Source organism: Paenibacillus montanisoli (assembly GCF_003268025.1).
Taxonomy (GTDB): domain Bacteria; phylum Bacillota; class Bacilli; order Paenibacillales; family Paenibacillaceae; genus Paenibacillus_Z; species Paenibacillus_Z montanisoli.
On record NZ_QLUW01000002.1, the window covers coordinates 488650 to 508384 of the forward strand.

15 protein-coding genes are annotated in these 19735 nt (G+C 54.7%); 2 read left to right on the top strand and 13 right to left on the bottom strand.

Annotated features, from left to right (window positions below; all coding sequences use genetic code 11):
* Positions 1-69: 69 nt before the first annotated feature.
* From DL346_RS29470 to DL346_RS11560, 13 genes are all read right to left on the bottom strand, one after another.
* On the bottom strand, positions 70-6549 hold the full coding sequence (locus tag DL346_RS29470; protein WP_165822482.1) for a CBM35 domain-containing protein: 6480 nt from the start codon (positions 6547-6549) through the stop codon (positions 70-72).
* A gap of 249 nt (positions 6550-6798) precedes the next feature.
* Entirely contained in the window at positions 6799-8370 is a 1572-nt protein-coding gene (locus DL346_RS11510) for an MDR family MFS transporter (protein WP_133257522.1), read from the bottom strand.
* A 19-nt stretch (positions 8371-8389) separates the two neighbouring features.
* Positions 8390-8881 (bottom strand): MarR family winged helix-turn-helix transcriptional regulator, encoded by a 492-nt coding sequence (locus tag DL346_RS11515; RefSeq protein ID WP_112882269.1) that lies wholly within the window; start codon positions 8879-8881, stop codon positions 8390-8392.
* A gap of 190 nt (positions 8882-9071) precedes the next feature.
* Complete coding sequence (locus DL346_RS11520) at positions 9072-9743, bottom strand: MBL fold metallo-hydrolase (RefSeq protein ID WP_112882270.1); 672 nt, start codon at positions 9741-9743, stop codon at positions 9072-9074.
* 14 nt (positions 9744-9757) lie between these two features.
* Complete coding sequence (locus tag DL346_RS11525) at positions 9758-10600, bottom strand: helix-turn-helix domain-containing protein (protein WP_112882271.1); 843 nt, start codon at positions 10598-10600, stop codon at positions 9758-9760.
* A 77-nt stretch (positions 10601-10677) separates the two neighbouring features.
* Complete coding sequence (locus DL346_RS28795) at positions 10678-10878, bottom strand: hypothetical protein (protein WP_133257523.1); 201 nt, start codon at positions 10876-10878, stop codon at positions 10678-10680.
* Between the two features lie 20 nt (positions 10879-10898).
* Positions 10899-11624: a phytanoyl-CoA dioxygenase family protein gene (locus DL346_RS11530; protein WP_112882272.1), complete on the bottom strand. Its 726-nt coding sequence runs from the start codon at positions 11622-11624 to the stop codon at positions 10899-10901.
* A 119-nt stretch (positions 11625-11743) separates the two neighbouring features.
* Positions 11744-12637, bottom strand: a complete 894-nt coding sequence (locus DL346_RS11535; protein ID WP_112882273.1) for a LysM peptidoglycan-binding domain-containing protein — start codon at positions 12635-12637, stop codon at positions 11744-11746.
* A gap of 92 nt (positions 12638-12729) precedes the next feature.
* Entirely contained in the window at positions 12730-13290 is a 561-nt protein-coding gene (locus tag DL346_RS11540) for an FAD-dependent oxidoreductase (protein ID WP_112882274.1), read from the bottom strand.
* Between the two features lie 79 nt (positions 13291-13369).
* Positions 13370-13813 (bottom strand): RrF2 family transcriptional regulator, encoded by a 444-nt coding sequence (locus tag DL346_RS11545; RefSeq protein WP_112882275.1) that lies wholly within the window; start codon positions 13811-13813, stop codon positions 13370-13372.
* Between the two features lie 51 nt (positions 13814-13864).
* Positions 13865-14743, bottom strand: coding sequence for a GNAT family N-acetyltransferase (locus DL346_RS11550; RefSeq protein ID WP_112882276.1), 879 nt, complete (start codon positions 14741-14743; stop codon positions 13865-13867).
* 213 nt (positions 14744-14956) lie between these two features.
* On the bottom strand, positions 14957-16237 hold the full coding sequence (locus tag DL346_RS11555; RefSeq protein ID WP_112882277.1) for an erythromycin esterase family protein: 1281 nt from the start codon (positions 16235-16237) through the stop codon (positions 14957-14959).
* Positions 16238-16456: 219 nt separating this feature from the next.
* Positions 16457-17455 carry a phosphotransferase family protein gene (locus DL346_RS11560; protein WP_112882278.1) on the bottom strand — a complete coding sequence of 333 codons (999 nt, stop codon included), beginning with the start codon at positions 17453-17455 and terminating at the stop codon, positions 16457-16459.
* A 131-nt stretch (positions 17456-17586) separates the two neighbouring features.
* On the opposite strand from DL346_RS11560, the gene DL346_RS11565 reads away from it, so the two are divergent.
* The gene (locus DL346_RS11565) at positions 17587-18402 is read left to right on the top strand and encodes a DeoR/GlpR family DNA-binding transcription regulator (protein WP_112882279.1); all 816 of its coding nucleotides are present in this window, start codon (positions 17587-17589) and stop codon (positions 18400-18402) included.
* A complete protein-coding gene (murA, locus tag DL346_RS11570; protein WP_112882280.1) occupies positions 18389-19687 on the top strand; it encodes a UDP-N-acetylglucosamine 1-carboxyvinyltransferase in 1299 nt (432 codons plus the stop codon). Before DL346_RS11565 ends, murA begins: the two co-directional genes overlap by 14 nt.
* Positions 19688-19735 lie beyond the last annotated feature (48 nt).

Here is a 19735-nt window from a genome sequence, read left to right on the forward strand (position 1 = left end):
CTCTCCTTACTCACCGAATGACAGCGAGTTCATTGACGGCTCCCGGGGAATCCGGGAGCCGTCCGTTCATTAGTTTTTTTGCAGAATCTTCCAAAGCACGGCGGCGGCTTGCTCTCTTGTCGTGAAAGCTTGAGGCAAGAAGTTTCCGTTGCCGAAGCCGCCCATAACTCCCGATTGATGCACGATTTCAACCGCATCCTTTGCGAAAGCCGAAATTCGGGACTGATCGGCGAATGGCTGGAAGCTGCCGGCCGATTTAAGCTCAACGCCGAGCGCCGATGCCGCTCTATACAGCATCACGGCCATTTCTTGGCGCGTGATGCTGCCGTCGGGATCGAAGGTACCATCCGGATACCCTTGCACGATGCCGAGCCGTTGCGACGCCGCAACCGCTCCCTCGTACCAGGAGCCTTCCGAGACGTCGGAGAAGCTCGCTTTATCTCCCGTTAAAGTCCATTCGAAAGCGTTCGCTAGCATAACCGCGAATTCGGCGCGTGTTACCGAGCGAGACGGTAAGAACTTGCCTTCCCCCAACCCTTGGACAATGCCGCGAGCAGCCAATGCTTCAATGCTTTCGATCGACCAAGAGCCTTTTCCTACATCTACGAACGAAGACGTTCCCGGCACGACCGCGTATAGGCTGAAGTGCTTCGGACGGAAGGTGACCGTGCCGGTCTTCTCGTCGTATTTTGCGTTTTTAACGATTTCAAGCTTGCCTTCGTTGCTGATGTGGTAAATGATGATTTTGTTCGGCTTCTCTCCAGGCTTAAGGGTGTATGGCACGGATACCGAGACGTCGTTGCCGCCGAACTTATCGATCGTCTGTCCTCCGACGCTTAATCCGAAATCGTAGACCGGCTGGTTGCCGATCGTTTGCCGCGCGTCCTTAGACAATGTTGCAGGATCGACGACCGCTATGGTCAAACGAAGCTCGCCTGAAACGCCGTCCTTATCGAGGAGACCCGTATCTACCGTCACGCTGGCGAGTCCGGTATCGATGCTGATCAGATCGATTTCTTGATCCAAAGCTCGTTTCAGAGAATCCGCTGGGATGTTAACCGTCACGGCCTTGGCGGACTTCGTACCCGTCACTTCGATGTGCACCGTCTTGTCGTCAGAGCCATCGATGGCTGCGTTCAATGCCGAGGAGCCGATATTGGCAACGGCTTTGCCATTGCCGTCAACCGTAGCCGGCACGCTTATCGTGCCGGACGGCGTTGGCGTTGGTGTCGGCGTTGGCACAGGCGTCGGAGCAGCTGGATCGAATGCTACGCTGATATAGTCCAAGTTGACGTGGGCGCCGTCTCCCGAATCGTACTTGTACGCAATCGTATTTTCGCCAGCTGCCAGATGGAGCGATTCCGTGATAAAGCCCCATGCATCCCAATCCGCGAGTCCAGGCAATGGCGTTTGTTTGATTTTCGTACCGTTCACGTAAATCGTCAGGCTCGAAGCAGGGTTACCGTTCGCATACCGCAAGGTCACGTCCTTAGCGCCGGCGGTTGCGGCGTTAACCTTAAAGGCTACCGAAGCTCCTTGATCACTAAAGTGATCGACAAAGCCGGTTCCGGAGTAGCCGGCATGGTCGGTGTTCACCGAAGTGCCGCCGTCGAGAGCCGCCTCCTCGGCTTCGTATTTCGTGCCAGGCGCCGGATCCTGCGTATTCGGTTCAGGCGCGCGGGCTACGCTGATATAGTCTAAGTTGACGTGGGCGCCGTCTCCCGAATCGTACTTGTACGTAATCGTATTTTCGCCAGCCGCCAGATGGAGCGATTCCGTGATAAAGCCCCACGCATCCCAATCTGCGAGTCCCGGCAATGGCGTTTGTCTGAATTTCTTTCCGTTCACGTAAATCGACAGGCTCGAAGCAGGGTTACCGTTCGCATACCGCAAGGTCACGTCTCTTTCGCCGGCCATCGCGGCGTTAACGGTGAAGGTTACCGAAGCTCCTTGATCACTGAAGTGATCGACAAAGCCCGTTCCGGAGTAACCGGCATGGTCGGTGTTCACCGAAGTGCCGCCGTCGAGAGCCGCCTCCTCGGCTTCGTATTTCGTGCCAGGCGCCGGATCCTGCGTATTCGGTTCAGGCGCGCGGGCTACGCTGACATAATCCAAGTTGACGTGGGCGGCGTCTCCCGAATCGTACTTGTACGTTATCGTATTTTCGCCTGCCTTCAGATGAAGCGAATCCGTGATAAAACCCCACGCGTCCCAATCTGCGAGTCCCGGCAACAGCGTTTGTCTGAATTTCGTTCCGTTCACGTAAATCGTCAGGCTCGAGGCAGGGTTCCCGTTCGCATACCGCAAGGTCACGTCTCTTTCGCCGGCCATCGCGGCGTTAACCGTAAAGGTTACCGAAGCTCCTTGGTCACTGAAGTGATCGACAAAGCCCGTTCCGGAGTAGCCGGCATGGTCGGTGTTCACCGAAGTGCCGCCGTCGAGGGTTCCGTCCTCAGCTTCGTAAACCGTGCCTGGCGCCGGGTCCTGCGTGTTCGGAGCCGGAGGAAGAACTGAGTCGGAATAGAACTCCACCTCGGAAACGTTGCCATAGCTGTCCGTCCCGCCGATATAACGGAGGTATCTGTACGGCGTATTGTCCGAAATCGTCACCTCGTTCCAGCCGGAAGCCGGCGTTGACGTGACGGTATACAGATCCGTAAATCCGCTGTCGCTGCTCGTGTTGGAGCCTTGGAACTTGCCGCCGTTCATGCGGCCTATTTCCGATTCTCTCGGATAAAACTTGATCGACGTAATCTTCTTCGCATTGCCGGAGCCCAAGTCGAGGCCGGCATAGGCTCCCGTGGCTGTCGTGGAATCGAAGAAGCTCGAAGTGTCACCGTCAAACACTTTGTCGTATGTGTCGCCAGGCGGGCCCCATGTTCCGTCCGTCCCGAATGGCGTACCCGCAAGCTTAAACTGATTCGAAGGCGGGGTTCCCGGATCCGGCTCGTTCGAAGCCGGAGGAGGCACGCCCGGTTCTTCGTAAGGAACGTTTATAGAATCGAGCAGAACGTTCCCCGCATCTTCCGGGTCCACTTTGAAGGCAATCTCGTTATCTCCTGCGTTTAAAGCAATCGTTTCAGTCCATTCGTCCCATACATTCCAGCCTGTCGTCCCCGGCAGCGTCAGTTGTTTCGCCTTTTCTCCGTTCACGTAGAGGCTCAAGCCGGCTGCCGTTTCGTTCCCGTTCGCATAACGCAGCGTAAGCTTTTTATCGCCCGCAGTTCCTGGATTTACCGTGAACGCGGACGAGGCGTTCTCGCCGCCGAATCCTCCAAGGTATCCGCTGCCGGTATATCCGGTTTGTTCGGATTGAATGCCTGCCCCGTTCGATACACTCGCCTCTTCCGCCTCGTATACCGGCAACGTCGTAATGACGACCCGATCTGCGCTGTGATAGGTATTGTTCGAAGCCGCGTTCTTCGTCCCCGTCACGCGAACCTTGACAACATGTTCTCCATTCTCCAACACAGGGCTCGTATAGACGAGCGTATTATGGATTTTGACGGGGCTGTAGGTGTCCACTAGCGTTTCTTCTCCGCCGTCGACGGATATTCCCACGATGCCTTGCGACAAATACTTCTGCGCGAATACTCTGGCCTGCGTACCTGTAAACCTGATTTGATAGTAAGCGCCGGTCTCGTTGGAGAAGTGCTCGTTGTCCATGAACGAGCCCGGTTCCGGACTATTTCCCCAGGTTCCATGGAAATCGAATTGGTTCAATTCCGTACCCGTGTCCATGTCGTTAATCGTGACGGCGGACGAATAAGGGACGAAGCCCGTTACGATTTGGACGCGGTCCGCGCTATGCCAGTTGTGTTCCGCGGCTTCGTTCTTTTGCCCGGTAATCCGCACTTTCAGGACATGACCGCCGTATTCGAGTTTTTCGCTTGCGTAAAGAAGCGTGTTATGCACCTTGGTCGGACTGTAACAATCCACCAGGGTTTCCTCACCGCCGTCGACCGATACGGCGACAATGCCGAGTGATTTATAGGTTTGGGCGAACAGCTTAGCCTGCGTGCCTACGAATCTCACCTGGTAATAGGCGTCCGTCTGGTCCGAATAATGCTCGTTGTCCATAAATGCACCGGTTTCCGGACTGACTCCCCAGGTGCCTGCAAATTCGAATTGATTCGCTCCGCTGCCCGTCTCCGCATCGTTGATCTCCAGCGTGCCCGTCGTAATGACCACGCGGTCGGCCACGTGATAGGTACCGTCGGCGTTCACGTTGCTCGTTCCCGTTACCCGTACCTTGAGCACGTGCTCGCCGAGAGGGAGAGTCTCGCTGGAGTAAAGCAGCGTATTATGGATCTTCGTCGGACTATAGCCGTCCACAAGCTTCTCCGGCCCTCCGTCTACGGATATGGCTGCGATGCCGAAGGAATGGTTTTTCTGGGCGTACACCTTCACTTGCGTTCCGGTAAACTTCACTTCGTAATACGCATCGGTCTCGCCCGAAAAATGCTCATTGTCTTGATACGATCCTGGTTCCGGGCTCACTCCCCAATTACCGACGAAGTTGAATTGATTCTGGCCTTCGCCGATGTCGGCGTCGTTGATCGTAATCTTCCCTGCCGTCGCTGCTCCGGAGGCATCGTCCGTATCCGGCGTCGAGGCGTCCGGATTTTCATAATCCGGGGACCAATCCGGTCCGATGTAACCGGCGATCCAGTCCTCACCTCCGAATTCGTACGCGCCGATGTCCGGTTTGTCGCCAATATAACCATCCGTTACCCCAGCGATTTCGGCAGCGGCATCGACCGCCGGCGAGCTCTCTTGAAGACGGAATCTCAGACCGCCGTCTCCTTCGTTCACGAACTTCGGATTCCTGCTTGGCGTTAGATCCGTCGATGACGTTGTATTGCCGATGACTTGATCCCGGTAAATGTTGTTGTTCAGGAAATCCTTCGGCGTTGTCGTGAAATTCAAGAATGACGCTGTTGCATTCGTGACGAACGTATTGTTATAGATATGATGCACTTGCTCTGAAGTGCTTTCGTGCTGCACGTACAGGTCCACGTCATCGTTGCCCCACAGGACGTTGTGGTCTACTTGCGTAGGGCCCGCGCCTTGGTCGTAGTAAATGCCGGCTACGAGTCCGTCTCCATCGAGATCCGCCTTCGGATCATGAATCCAGTTATGATGGATGCGGGTACCGTCCAGGTCCGAGTTGCGGGCGGAGTAAATCGCGCCCGTATCCGTATTGATCAAGCCGAAGTCGTATAGATCGTTGTAGCCGATCTCCACGTTTTTGGCGGGCGGCAAGTTAATGCTCGAACGGCCTGTTCGATAAATCGAATTGTGCAAAATCTTCTGTCCCGAGGTGTCCGGCACCGGACTAATCCCGCTGGCGTAGTTGCCTCCGTAGGAAACATCGTGAACGACGTTGTTTTCGGCGATATTGCCTTCGCCGAGCACGATCCCTTCTTCCGAGCTATACTCGATGATGCTATTCTTGATGATGCTGTCCGGTCCAATCAGCCGAATGCCGGTATCCTCGTTGTGCGTATAGTTGAGATCGGATCCCGGAGTCGTCACGCTGTGATTAATGTACTTGGCTCGCAAGCCGTCGAGCGTGATGTTCGAGCTGTCTTCGTCCGTTGTGATCGTAGACGCGAACACGTCGATGCCTTGAACCGTAATATAAGATTTGCCGCTGAGGTCGAAAGCGTAGTTCCTCATTTTAACTTCGACGTCCGATGGGCTTTCGCCGTTCGGCATCCACAGGTAGAGGTCGGTTCCGTCATAGAACCATTCCTTTGCCGTGTCGAGGGCGCCGAGTTTGCCCGTTAAATAATAGTAATCGCGGAAATCCGAGTCGATCGGATTTCCCGCCAACGTCAGCTGAGTACCCGTATCGGCGGTAATGCTTCGGGTTTGGGAGATGAACCAGCCGTTGGCCCATAACGTCCCGCCGGCCCAGCCGCCGTCGATCGCCGGAATCGCCGCATCCGAAAGCTTCTGCGTAGCGCCTGCGGCGGTCCATGTCCCCGCCTTGCCGTCCCTATAATCCGCGCGATTCAACAGATCGTCCGAATCGGTCACGTTCGGCCAGCGCGCTTCGATCATCATCTTGCTGTCGACGAAAACCTGGTTTGCGATCAGCGTTTCGTTTCCGGTAATATAGTCGCGGTAGCCGGTCACCGGAAGCTCGATCGCTTTCTTGTAGATATTGCCCGAATAGACTGTCCACCCGCCTTCCGCTGCGTCCGTTCCGCTGACCGTGACGACGGCGTCTCCGTCCGGCTGGAAAACGATCGGACTGCCCACGGATCCGGAATTCGCGGGCACGACGGTTTCGCGGTACACGCCTTCGCGAATTTTAACCGTGTCTCCCGCCGTCGCGACGTTCGCGGCTTGCTGAATCGTCGCGAACGGCTCCGACTCGGATCCGGGATTGGCATCGGAAGCTCCGGCGCCCCCGACGTAATAGACGTTGCCGTCGGCATACGCCCTTGGCTGCGGCAACAACGACAAAAGCAGAGCTGCCATCATTACGAATACGACGAGCTTTCTGGCTGGACCTTGCGGTAACACGTTACAATGCATCACTTTCCCTCCTGAATTGTAATCGCTTGCAAGAGTAATGTTAGTCTTATGTTTTTTTCTTTTATAGTAAAAATAAGGAACATAAGTAACAGAATACGGAAATGTTTTTCGAACGAATTTTCGCATCATAGCAAACGAAAAAATCCCCGTTCGCCTTGGGAACGGGGATTCGACATAATTTGTAAAATTCACCTTCAGTTCAAGTGCATCAAAAAAGAACGGACAGCCTATGCTGTCCGCTCTTTCCATTTAGATCAAATCCGGCTCGGCCTTGAAGGCATCCTCGCCCTTTTCGGTTTTCGGCATGCGGAGCTTGCCGAAGAAGACCGCGGATACTAAGCCGATCAAGACGACGATGATGCCGATCACGAATACGGACGTAATCGCATCGCTCAGAATCCCTTGCAACGCCTGCAACAGCTTCTCCGGAATTTGCGCTTTGACTTCCGGCTGCAGGAGCGCCTGCGGATTCGCCAGCTGCTCTAGTTTATCGGCAGGGATATCCTGAAAGTTCTTGCCGATATCTTTAATGCCGCTCGTCATGTTATTCGTCATGATGACGCCCATGATCGCAACGCCCACCGTGCCGCCGATGGCACGCGTAAACTGGGTCGTCGACGTCGCAACTCCGCGAAGATCATGCCCGACCGCGCTTTGCGCGGCGATTGTGAGCACCGGCATCAAAGCACCCATGCCGATACCGACGATAATCATGTACAGAATAAGCTCAAGGCTGCTAGTATTTACGTCCATCTGCGACATGAAGAAATAACCGATTGTCATGATCGCCATCGACGTCATCACGATTGCCCTATAGCTCAGCTTCTTAATCAGAACGCCGCCGATAATGCTGGACAGAATAAGCGAGAGCATCAGCGGTGTCAAGATGTAGCCCGAATTGGAAGCCGATGTGCCGATAACCGCTTGCGAGTAGAGCGGAATATACGTAATTGCGCCAAACATGCCCATCCCCATCATGAACCCGACGATGCTGGAAACGGAAATGGCACGAAGCTTAAACAGCTGAAGCGGGATAATCGGTTCCTTCACCTTGGATTCGATCCAGATGAAGATCAGAATAAGCAGCAAGCTCGCCCCGAACAGGCCGAGAATTTGCGGGGAATTCCACGCAAAGTGCTTCATGCCTCCCTCGGATGGGCCGCTTCCGCCCATTTCGATCGCGAGCAAGAACGCTACGATTGCGCCGGTAAGCGTCGCTGCGCCGCCCCAGTCGATCGATTTTTTCTCCGTGCTCTTCGATTCCTTCAGGGCAAAAGCAAGAATAATGGCCGCGAAAATACCGAAAGGAAGATTGATGTAAAAAATCCACTGCCATGCGATATGGTCAACGATAAAGCCGCCGACTGCAGGACCGATTACGCTGGATAGACCGAATACCGCGCCGAAAACGCCCTGCATTTTGCCGCGGCGGTCCGGAGGAAAAATATCGCCGATAATCGTCATCGCGATCGGCATTAACGCGCCTGCGCCAATTCCTTGAATCGCGCGGAATATGATAAGTTGTGTCATGTCTTGAGACAGCCCGCACAAGGCCGAGCCAATGAGGAACAAGCCCATGCCGATCAGATAAACCAGCCGTCTGCCGAACAAATCCGCAAGCTTGCCGAATATCGGTACCGCTGTCGTTGACGTCAGCATATAAATCGTGAAAACCCAGCTGTACATTTCAAATCCGTGCAATTCTGCAATGACATGAGGCATCGCCGTCGATACGATCGTCTGGTCCAGCGAGCCGAGCAGCAGGCCGAGCATTAGCCCGGTAACGATCCATTTGAGCTGTCTAGGTGATAAATTCGTCAAAAGCTCCACTTCCTTTATGTCATTTCTCTTCTAAAACATCCAGTAAGATGGTGAAAGCATCCATTACGAGATCCAGTTTCTCCTCTTCAAGCCGGCCGACCAGATCTGTAAACCATTCCATGCGTTGTCTTCGAATAATTTCAAGCGTTTCTTTGCCTTTATCCGTCAGGCTAAGCTGAACGACCCTCCGGTCATCCTCTGGTCTGTTTCGTTCAATCAGCCCTAGCGAAACGAGCTTATCCGTAAGGCCGGTCGCCGCTCCCGATGTGACGCCTAGAAATTTCACGATATCGTTGACCCGGCACAATTCCGTATTGTTCAAATACATCAGGATAAAAATATGGCCGTTTGCGAGGTTATACGGATGTTCCAGCGCCTTCATCCGCTTCTTCGACCGATGAGCGAATCGCTCCATAAGAAGCTGCAGCTCCGCGATTTTCTTGTCCTTGCCGTCAGGCTCTTTTATTGTCCTCCCTCCGATCTGGACAGGTAATTTGGCTTGCCGGTTCATTTGTTTACCGATTAATTATCTTAGCAGGTAAGATAATAAGCCTATAAGAAAATACAACACAAAGGTAATCCTGTCAATAACGGTTCGTCATTTATTTTTTCACCGGCCCTCAGGACTATCCGGAGCAAAAAAAAATCCCGACCTCCGCTTTTCGGCGGAAATCGGGGAAACTACAGAAATAAAAAATGCCTCACGCGCCACTCCCTGCAATGTCAGCCAGCCGATCCTGAAGTTGATCGGTGCACACGCCGCCGTGGTAGACGATAGCAGCCGCAATGTCGAGCGACTGGAACTTGGTCACCGATCGGATGGCGGTTTCCCAATCCGGCGTGAAATTCGCGGCAGGCGGCTGCAGTACCCCATCGTTAGCGGTGAGCGAATCGCCGGTAACAAGCGTCTTGCTTGGCACGTGGTATAGAGCAATATGATCCGGCGAGTGGCCAGGCGTATAGATGACTCTGATCCCGCCTGCATACGGAAGCTGCACGCCATCGCTAACGGCGGTATCGACCTTAACCTGCGGAGCGAATGCCTGGCTCTTGATCAGCGGAAGCTCGCCGCCAAGATACGGAACAGCCGCTTCGTGCGCGATCACCTCCAGCCGTCCTTCGAACAATGCGACCAACTCCGGCAGCGAACCGATATGGTCGCGGTCTTGATGCGTAATGATGATTTTGGTCAGCTTATCGAAGTCGAAACCTTCCGCTGCCATGGCTTCGCGAATCACTTCGGTCTGTCCGGTGATGCCGGTATCCACGAGGATCAGCTCCCGCTCGTCCCAAAGCAACGCGGCGTGCACTACGAAATCGTTCCCGTTTACCTTCATAGCCAGCTTCAGCGCCTTGATTCCCCTTTGCTCCATGTTCGTATCCGCTCCTATTCTTTATTCATAAAGTTGGTTTTCGCCGATCGGATCATCTGTTTGTACTTGCCTGGCGTCATGCCGAAGGTCTTGACGAATTGCCGGCTTAAATACGCGGCATCTCCCAGGCCGCACTGCTGAGCCAGCTCGCTGAGCGGCTCCTCCGTCGTCTCGAGCAGCCGTTTCGCTTTATTCAGCCGCATCTGCCTCAGCATCTGCATCGGGTTAATGCCGTATGCTTCATGGAAGGCGCGGTCAAAATAATTGGTGTTCAAGTGAACCTTCTCCGCAAGCATATCGCGGGAAAGCTTCATCTCCATATGATCGGCCATGAAGCGGATGATCGGGAAGAACCGGTCGTACTTCGCCGAGTAAGCCTCGCTCCGCCCGACTCGGCCGCTCGCATCCCAGCTTTCGAGGAGCATTGCGGCAAGCCGCAGCATATCCGCCGTGAGCGACATCTCCCGGAAAGGCGACTGACTTCTCCAGGTATGCAGCAAAGATTGAAAGACTTGGCTGAAGGCTTCATGATCCAGCAGCCGCACGACCGGCTGTACCGGATACAGCTGAAATAAATCGACATTGTAGCTGGTCTGGATTTGAACCGATAACCATTCATGCACACCCGGCACGTCCGCCCGCTCGGAGAACGGCAAAAAAGGAGGGTGAAGCATAACCCCTCCTGCTCGCACCTCGTGCTGCTCGCCGTTCGTTTCGGTAATAACGCGGCCCTGCCGCACATGGCTGATAACCCAATTCGGATACATGATCTGTTCATGCTTAAGCGTCTCGTATTGGCCGACGTCTACCTGGTAGACGCTGACCTGCCACTGATCAAAGCTTGTCGTCGCGCTCATTGCCACGGTTTCACCTGCCAATTCCAACAGCTAGTCATACTACTAGTGTACACTAGCTTGGAAGCGCAAGAAACCGTTTATTTCGGCAGCTTCGCTTTGACCGATGCGCGGAGCTCCGCTTCATCCGCCGCTCCTATCCATGAACCGTCCATGGATAATGACGGACCCTTCCTGCAGCCGATGCATTGATTCAAGCAATGGGCAAGCGAAACGTCATGGCCTTCCTCTACCAGCTGATCGAGCAGCACGCCGTGGCGATTCTCCTGCAGGTTACGCAAACAAACCACGAACACCGAGGTCATTGTGCGATCACGGCTTTGCCGCACTGCGCGATCAATGGACCGTTGTCGAACACTTTGCCGGTTACCGGATTTCGCGCGCCTTCGACGGAATATTGAATGACGTAAGCTTTGCGCGTCCCGTTGCTTAAGTTCGGGGTGCTCCGGTGAAATAACAGCGAATTGAAGATGACCATGCTGCCTTTTTTAAGCGGTACGGGCTGACCTGGATCATCGCCAAAATAACACTGCCAGCCCGTGTCCGTCTGGAAATGCTCCACGAAGCCTTGAAGGTGAGAGCGCGGTTGTATCCAAACGCACCCGTTCTCGATCGTCGCATCGTCAAGCGCCAGCCAGCAGGTCATATATTGAACCGGATCGGTTGGGACATAGCCGTTGTCCTGATGCCAAGGAAAATCCCGCTTCGCTTCAGGACGCTTGTAGACGGATTGGTCCCAATACAGCCGAATATCTCCGCCCAGCACGGTCGTCGTTAAATCCACGAAGCGCTGATCGCCGATGAAGCGCTCCAGCTCCTCGTGGCGTCTTGCCAAATTACAGGTGAAATTGATTTCATTGGGGATGTTATTGAAGCCTTTGCTGCCTCGCTTCAACGCCTCCTCGCCCTCCAGATCAAAGACGTCGATAATTCCGCGAATGCGATCCATTTCTTCGTCCGAAAATTGCTGTTCTAGAATAACGTATCCTAATTCATCGTACTGCTTTAACTGCTCGGCCGTCAGCATGCCCGTTCACTCCTCGAAGATGAGATGAAGATTTCATATCCTCATTATCGAGGAGCCGGAATAAACGGACAATGAACGGGATCCAGCACTTATTGTACTTTTTCCACTAGTTAATGGGATTAAATAATCTCCGCGTCATTGAAGCCTATCCGGCCTAAATATCCGATTTGTCCTGTATCTCGAAGCTGAACCTGATCGTAATATTCCAAACCGCCTCGCGGTCCTTCCTCGTTGGTAGCGCTCGGAATGTTCCACCTCATCGAGAACACTTCCGTTCCGGCCGGTACGGGGACCGAAGTCGAGCTTCCATTCGGCTCCGAATAGAGCCGCTGATCCGAGGTCAGCACATGCAGCCTTTTCGTCAAGCTCGGCACTAATCGCGCCCGCTTCAAAGCATGCTTCGCCAATTCGGCGACATAGGGCTCCTTGTCATTCAATGCCGATTGCAGCGCCGCAACCGTCGCATTCCCCGTTGCGATCCGTCCTAAGCTCATCACGGTATAATGGCGTACCGTATCGCACGTGTGCTTCAGGAGCGGCGTCAGGTAAGGGACTGCCGCTTCGCCCAGCGCCTCCCATTGGAAGGAGCCGATATAGTAAATCCCGTGCATCGCCATCGAATTCAAATTGCACTCGGCATCGGTCGCCGTCTTCGCCCAATCGGCGGCCAGCTTTTGCGGGTCTGGCACCGTAAAGCCTGCAAGCAGCTCGCTGCCAACCGTCAGCGGAGCGCCGGCAGGCAGCCGGTTCGCAGCGGCAAGCGCAGCCTCCGTTTGAAGGAATTGCGGCGCCAAGCACTGCAGCGTATCGCCAACCTGCACGACGTAATACGGGTAGCCGCCTGCCCGATGATAGTCGAAATCCGTATCCGGAATAAGAAGCGGCTGGCCGACCAAGATGAGCTGCGGATTGCAGATAACATTGGATTCGAGCAGCTTCGCGACGGTCGATCCGAAGCGCGCCGCGATCTTCTCCAGCGTATCGCCGCCTTGAACGACATAGATCATGTGCATTTCTCCTCTCCTGCCTATGCCTATACCGTATTCAGGCAAACAAACAAAAGGAACTGCCCGAATGAGCAGTTCCTTTTCATTTGAATCGCGTATTATTTCAGTAAATCGTGATCGACGTAACGCGTTCCGTTCAATTCGCTAATGACGTTGATCGCGACTTTCGCGCCGTCACCGGCTGTAATGATCGTATGCACGCTGACGCCCGCAGCCGTTCCAGCTACCCAAATGCCGTCTACATTCGACTTGCCGCTCGCATCTACGGCGAAGACTTGTTTAATCCGCGGCTCGGTGCCTTCTTTCACTGCCAAACCGAGCTTGTCGGCGAGATCCGTCGACACGCCGGTTGCGACGATCACGTGCGTACCTGCAAATTGCTGCGACTCCGTTTCGATTTGGAAGCCGCTATCCGACTTGGAAACGTTGACAACAGTGTCCTGCACGAGCTCCGCTCCGAATTTGACCGCCTGCTTCTTGCCGGTCTCGATCAGCGCCGGTCCGGTCGTTTCCGGAACGCCGTAATGGTTCTCGATCCAGGCTTTCTTGGTCATGCTTTTATCGCTGTCAATCAGAAGTGTTTTCTTCCCGGCCTTTGCTGCGAACAACGCTGCGCTGGCCCCTGCTGGACCTGCTCCGATGATAATAATATCGAACATGGCGATTCACTCCTTTTAGATAATTGCAACTTTACAAAGCACATTATAATCCTTTTAGACAACTTTGAAAAGGACCTAACTATTCATTTATTTTAAAAAATTCTACCCGATTCATGACGTCCGTGATCGTAAATTGTCGCAAATACGCAATGGTCTGCTGCTCCGATTCGAGTAAAATCCGCTCCAGCTCAGCATCCAACTGCTCGCCGGCTTCGCCGCAATCCACGTCCATCTCCGGCTCGGATGTTCCGTTGCTTACGGCAGCGTAAATCTCGCCTAACGTGATTTGATCAGCCGGCTTGCGCAAGCTGTAGCCGCCTTCCCGGCCGCCCTTCGATTCGACGAGACCGGCCGCTGCCAGCGCTTGCATCACTCTTCGCAAAAAGGTCGCATGCGAGTCTACCTGGTCGGCAATCATCGCACTCGACAGGATGCAGCTGCTCTTCGCCAGCCAGACGATGGAATGAACGGCGATTTTGAACCGGGGAGGCCCGATATTGACGCCGCGACTTGCTGTGCTCATGTTCATTCCCCCGCTCGTAGCCTTTCATGCCCGCTGGTTATGATCCGGTAGTTATAGCTTCAACTCCATATGAACCTGCTCCACGTAAGGCTTGAAGCCCAGACGGTCAAGCAGCTCGTGCAGCTCGTCATTCGTGCTCCGCAGGTTAAGGGTAACTCGCTTGCATGCAGCCTCTAGCGGCCCGTACACCTCACGCAGCAAAGCTTTTAAGATTTTGCTCTTATCCGCTCTGCCCGGCGCTGCCTCGCACTGGTAAAGCGCGATGGAATTCAGCTTGCCATCTTCGCTGTAGATGCGCTTGTACAAGGCAAAGCCCACTTGTTCGGCACCGTCCGAGATCATACAGCATTCGTCGTCCTTATGGCTCTGCCATTGCGTCTGCCACGCCGAGAGACAATCGTAATACGGCAGCTTCCGAAGCTCCATCGGCTTGACATGCCGAATCGTAAACCTGTGCGGAAAGCTCGGCAGCAGAAGGCTCGCATCCAGCGCGCTTTCGTTCATCGCGCCTATCAACTGGCCCGTAATCTTGTAGCCGGCACCCTGGTAGAGCTTGATCGCCGGCTCATTCTGAACGATGGCTTCCAGCAGGGCGCGTTCCGCCCCTTGCTCGCGATACATTTCGATCGTCCGCTCGAGCAGAAGCTTCCCATATCCCTTGCCCCGGAAATCCTTTGCGATTCCGGTACCGCCATTCCACACCGTCTTCTTGCCGTCCAGCATACGGAAGCCGTTCATGATGAATCCGACCGGCTCACCGTTAACGGCGATCGCGAGCGAGTGCTCAAGCGATAGTCCTTCGCTCACCGTCCTGGCCAGAAATCGGTCCAGTTCCATGGTGGCATTGAAGAAGTATCCCTCGAACCCTTTGTTCCATAACGCAACCATCTCATTGGCAGACAGTTGACTAAAGCCGATATAGGAAATCATGCTGGTTCCCCCTTCTTGTCATCAGGTCCATTGAAAACCGTCCGCTTCTACTCATTACCCCGTTTGATATCAACGTAATCGCCGCCGGTGGGACACCTCCTCGAAGAGTTCAGTCGCATGCTAAACTAGATGCTCGAAATACCTTCATCATAGCACACAAACCAGCCGTTAGATCACTTCCGTCCACGGGTATGAAGAGATATTTCCTCTTCGTCAAGCCATGGCCGGCACAAGCGGCTGAAGCGCATGCGACTTATCGACAAAAACGAAGGCGTCATACCGCTCCGCCATAACGCTTGGAACGTAATTGCCCCGCTCATAATGAGGATGATAAACGACGCCGATCGCCCGGTGCCCGTAGGTTTGGCGAAAAGCCTCTGCATCCGTCCCTCGGAACATCAGCCATTGATCATGCGCGCCAGCCTCGTGCATGAGATCCTCCCAGCTGCCGCGCCGCGCTTCCGGCACCCGCAGCTCCTCGAGCGGAGCGGCCCAGGCGTCCGCCGCGATGACATGGCCGCTGTGGGTGCCGAAGCCGATGGCAAACACGTCGCCCTCCGCTTGCTGCTCACGCAGCAGCTGACCGACATTCACCATGTCGTCTGCAGCCATATCGGTTGCCCGCGCATCGCCGATATGGGTGTTATGCTCCCAAACGATCGCTTTGGCCTTCGGCCCATGAAACCGCATGACGCGCTTCAACGCCTCGACCATATGCCGGTCCCGGATATTCCAAGATTCCGGACCTCCTCTAACCATCGAATGGTAATAGCGCTCAGCGTTCACGGTGACGAGCGCATTGATCTCATCGTTGAGCAGCGCTTCATGAGTGCCTTCGGCGCGGCTCCGCTTCGCCTCCAACTCTTTCAGCAGCTGGACAACCTCATCTTGGCAATGCTCCGAGAAGAACGCCGCTGCCATCCCGTAGTTCTGGCCTTCCCGTCCGTGCGGCTCGAAACAGGAAAATGCCTTAAGCGCGGAAGCCAGCTCCGGCGAATTCGTCTTCTTGAGATGCTTGATGATCTCGTCCATCGACTCCCAGAGGCTGTACACATCCAAGCCGTAAAATCCGACTCGCCGCTCCTCGGGCAAATCGCGGTTATGCTCGCGCAGCCAGGCGATGAGCTCCGCCGTTTCCCGGTTCGCCCACATCCAAGTCGGCCAGCGGTCGAAGGCGTGCAGCGCTTCATCCAGCGAGCCCTTCGCTTCCGGATGGTGTTTGATGTATTTGTTCACTTCATAGCAGGAGGGCCAGTCTCCCTCTACCGCGATCAAATTAAACTGCTGCTGCTCGATCAGCAGCTTGGAAAGCGCGGTACGGTACATATAGAATTCGCTCGTCCCGTGGCTTGCTTCACCGAGTAAAACATAAGCGGCTCCTGCAGCCGCCTCCGCTAGCGGCTGGAGATCGGCGTCCTTCTCCAAACGGCGGGCATTGCTGCGGATGGCTTCAACCGCCTCCTGCCGGTCGAATGGCGTGTTCTGTCTTCGCATGATGAATGACTCCTTTGCTCAAAGCTTGGATTAAATCATGCTTATATTTTCCAAATCGCCCAGGATTATTTGCCTCCTGCCTCCGGGTTTACGCATCACGCGTATAAGGCTTGAACGCTTGCTCAAGCACCGGGTTCGGTTCGACAATTTGAATGAGCCTAAGCAAGAGTTCCGACTTAAGTTGCAACCTTCTGATTCTCCTTTCCCATAATTCGTTTACTAACCGTATAGCTGCACATATTCCGGATACGCCTTCAGATGGATTGCCCGCGCGCGTGATTGCGTGATTTCCTTCAGCTCGGGGATATGTTCGGATTCCACGTAATCCGCGAGAATGTCGATCACGTCATCCAGCAGTTTCGCGCGAAAATAAAGCGACAGCCGATCATTCAGTTCGTCGCCGGCAAGGGATCTGACCTTCTCCTGCCAGAACGTCCATTCGGGCTTGTTATGGTAAGGCCACAGCAGAACGGAATAGTCCATCGCGGCGTCGCCGTTTGCCGACAGATCGTCCCAGTCGATGATCCCAACGCCGCCTTGTTCGCCAAGCAGCACATTGTTCCAGCCGATATCATTGTGCACGACGTCCCGAGCTCGTTGTTGAAAGGCTGGATGATTAAGGACGGTCTTCTTCAGCGAATCAATTTCGGCGTCGAACCAATCGAGCGTCTCATCGGTCACAAAATCAAGCAGCTGCTTCCCTGTCCGGATGCTCTTCATGTCTTCTTCAAATCGGTTGATATAGGCGTCCACGAAAGCATCGGCGCAGGTAAGCGCAGTCGGGACTCCCTCTTCGAGCGCTATTGCGAGCTCGCGGTCGCCGTGCAGCTGCCGGAGGGTATCCAACACTTGAAGTACCGCGGAATCTGGAGCCGCGGCGTTACTTAACTGCGTGCCAGGAATAAAATCGAACGCCAGCCCATATCGATATTCGGGTATGATTTCGTCCTCGATTTCGCAGATCAGCTTCGGCGCGCGGCAGCGATCCTCAAGCAGCTTGCTGACGCGGGCCCATTGCCGGAGCCGCGGGATTTTGGCGCTCGGCGCAAGCTTAAGATGTCTTGACGTTATCCCGTCCGAAATGCGGTAAGACTGATTCACAAATCCTCCCGGGTTGTAAATATAGGAAACGGTAATCGGCGAACCGCTTAGGCCCAGAACGGCAGCGTTCCTCTCGGCCCACTGCGTGACTTTCGTTTCATTTTCTTGCAGGTTCATGCTTGGACCTCCAGTTGATGAATAATGAGCAACCATGAAAGAAACAGAATAAATTCATTGACAATCATGAACAATACGGAATAGGATAGGAGCATATTGTTTTTATTTTCCATTCACCTTTGGAGGTTCTCATGCTCGCCGAGGAACGAAGGCAGCGCATCCTGGAGATGCTTGCCAAAGACGGCCGAGTCGTCGCGCAGGAGCTGGCCCAGCTATTCCAGCTTTCCATAGACTCGATTCGCCGCGATCTCACCATTATGAAAGAGCAAGGCTTGCTGCAGAAGACTTACGGAGGCGCGGTACCGCTCTATGCCCCGCCAAGAAAGGTCAGGGCGAAGCCGCAGCCGAAGAACATCCGCTATGGTGACGGCGCGCCGCATCAGAATGCGATATCCAAGCTGGCCGCGTCATACATTCAACCTAACGATACCGTCTTTATCGGAGGAGCAGGCATTCAGTACGGCATGCTTAAATACCTCCCGGCCGATATTCCTTTTACCATCGTCACAAATTCGCTGACCATTGCGGAGACGATCCGCACGATGCCGCAAGTCGAATCTTATCTGGTCGGGGGCAAGCTTCGATCAAGCGGAGACAGCATGATCGATACGATTGCGTTCGAGATGATCGGACGCTTCAATTACGACATCGGCTTCATTACAGGCGGCGGAATCTCACATAAAGGCATTACTGTTGCGACACCGGAAAACGCCGCTCTCATCCGTGCCGTAGCCGACGCCTCGCAGCGCCGGATCTGCCTGGCCCCTCATGAGAAGCTCGGCGTAAAAAGCTTCGCCACTTCAGTTCCCTTACATCAAATCGACGTGCTCATCACGGACCAGGGAGCGCCGGAGCACTTCATTCAAGATTTCGAAAACCGTAAAATCAACGTTATTATTGCAGATGAAAACTTTGCAAGCGGAGGTTCAAATGATGAAAGCCATTAAAGTGGAACGATCCGACTCTCTACACGGCAGCGTACTAATTCCAGGTTCGAAGAACAGCTCGCTTGCGCTGCTGGCGGCAGTCTGCTTGGCGGATGAGCCGGTTACTCTGATGGGTATCCCGGATATCGCCGATTTACGGGTTATTTACGAGCTCGCCAGCGAGATCGGACTGGAAGTCAAACATGAAGGAAACGGAACGGTCGTCTTGGATCCCCGGTTCATCGCCAATGGCAGCCTCGATCCCGTCAAGTCTTCATCGTTCAGGGCCGCCTATTATTTCGTCGGTTCGCTGCTTGCGAAGTTCGGACGCGTATCCGTCGGTTATCCCGGCGGCGACGACTTCGTCAGCCGCCCTATGGATCAGCATATCAAAGCGCTTCAGATGATGGGCGCTGCCTTCACGTTCCATCCATCCCATTACACCGTTGAAGCCAAGGAGCTGCGCGGGGCGACCATCTATTTTGACATGATTACTAGCGGCGCTACGATCAACGTCATGCTGGCTGCCGTGCGGGCGAAGGGAACGACCGTCCTTCGGAATGCGGCACGCGACCCGGAAGTAACGGATACGGCGAACCTGCTCAACCAACTGGGCGCAAAAATTACCGGCGCCGGTACGGATACGATTCGCATCGAAGGCGTTTCCTCGCTGCACGAAGGCAGCTACACCGTCATTCCCGACCGGCTTATCGCCGGCGCATTCCTGATGGCGGCCGGCGTGACCGGCGGCTCGGTTACCGTACAGCACGTCATTCCGGAACATCTCTCCTCTTGCTTGGCGAAGCTGCGCGAAATCGGCATCGAGCTGGAGGTTCACGACAATTCGATCACCGCTCATTCCACCGGCATTCTGCGAGCAACGCGCGTCCGTACGGCTATGTATCCCGGTTTCGCAACCGATTTGCAGCAGCCGCTGACCGCCCTGCTCACGCAAGCCCGCGGCAAAAGCATCATCGGCGAGCGCATCTATCCAGCCCGCTTCAATCACGCGCATCAGCTAGTCCGCATGGGCGCGGATATCAAGATTCGCTCCGGCGTCGCCTCTATTGCAGGCGGCAAACCGCTGCACGGCACCCTCGTTCACGCTTCAGACGTGCGGGCCGGCATTTCCTTAATCTTGGCCGGCCTCCGCGCCGAAGGCACAACGACGATTGCCGGGGTACAGCACATCGAGCGCGGCTACGAGGATGTCGTCGGTTCCTTCCGGGCGCTGGGCGCAACGATCAGCATGTACGACAGCGAAGAGATTGGCGGCCATGGGGTTTTGCTTCAGCAGAGCAACTAACAGAGTGACTAATACTTCCATGATCAGCCTGCCGGCCTCGGCAGGCTG

Bases quoted from the DNA above. Each gene is read 5' to 3' on its own strand.
- DL346_RS29470 (WP_165822482.1), bottom strand. From the start codon at position 6,549: ATGCATTGTAACGTGTTACCGCAAGGTCCAGCCAGAAAGCTCGTCGTA.
- DL346_RS11515 (WP_112882269.1), bottom strand. From the start codon at position 8,881: ATGAACCGGCAAGCCAAATTACCTGTCCAGATCGGAGGGAGGACAATA.
- DL346_RS11520 (WP_112882270.1), bottom strand. From the start codon at position 9,743: ATGGAGCAAAGGGGAATCAAGGCGCTGAAGCTGGCTATGAAGGTAAAC.
- DL346_RS11525 (WP_112882271.1), bottom strand. From the start codon at position 10,600: ATGAGCGCGACGACAAGCTTTGATCAGTGGCAGGTCAGCGTCTACCAG.
- DL346_RS11530 (WP_112882272.1), bottom strand. From the start codon at position 11,624: ATGCTGACGGCCGAGCAGTTAAAGCAGTACGATGAATTAGGATACGTT.
- DL346_RS11535 (WP_112882273.1), bottom strand. From the start codon at position 12,637: ATGCACATGATCTATGTCGTTCAAGGCGGCGATACGCTGGAGAAGATC.
- DL346_RS11540 (WP_112882274.1), bottom strand. From the start codon at position 13,290: ATGTTCGATATTATTATCATCGGAGCAGGTCCAGCAGGGGCCAGCGCA.
- DL346_RS11545 (WP_112882275.1), bottom strand. From the start codon at position 13,813: ATGAGCACAGCAAGTCGCGGCGTCAATATCGGGCCTCCCCGGTTCAAA.
- DL346_RS11550 (WP_112882276.1), bottom strand. From the start codon at position 14,743: ATGATTTCCTATATCGGCTTTAGTCAACTGTCTGCCAATGAGATGGTT.
- DL346_RS11555 (WP_112882277.1), bottom strand. From the start codon at position 16,237: ATGCGAAGACAGAACACGCCATTCGACCGGCAGGAGGCGGTTGAAGCC.
- DL346_RS11560 (WP_112882278.1), bottom strand. From the start codon at position 17,455: ATGAACCTGCAAGAAAATGAAACGAAAGTCACGCAGTGGGCCGAGAGG.
- DL346_RS11565 (WP_112882279.1), top strand. From the start codon at position 17,587: ATGCTCGCCGAGGAACGAAGGCAGCGCATCCTGGAGATGCTTGCCAAA.
- murA (WP_112882280.1), top strand. From the start codon at position 18,389: ATGAAAGCCATTAAAGTGGAACGATCCGACTCTCTACACGGCAGCGTA.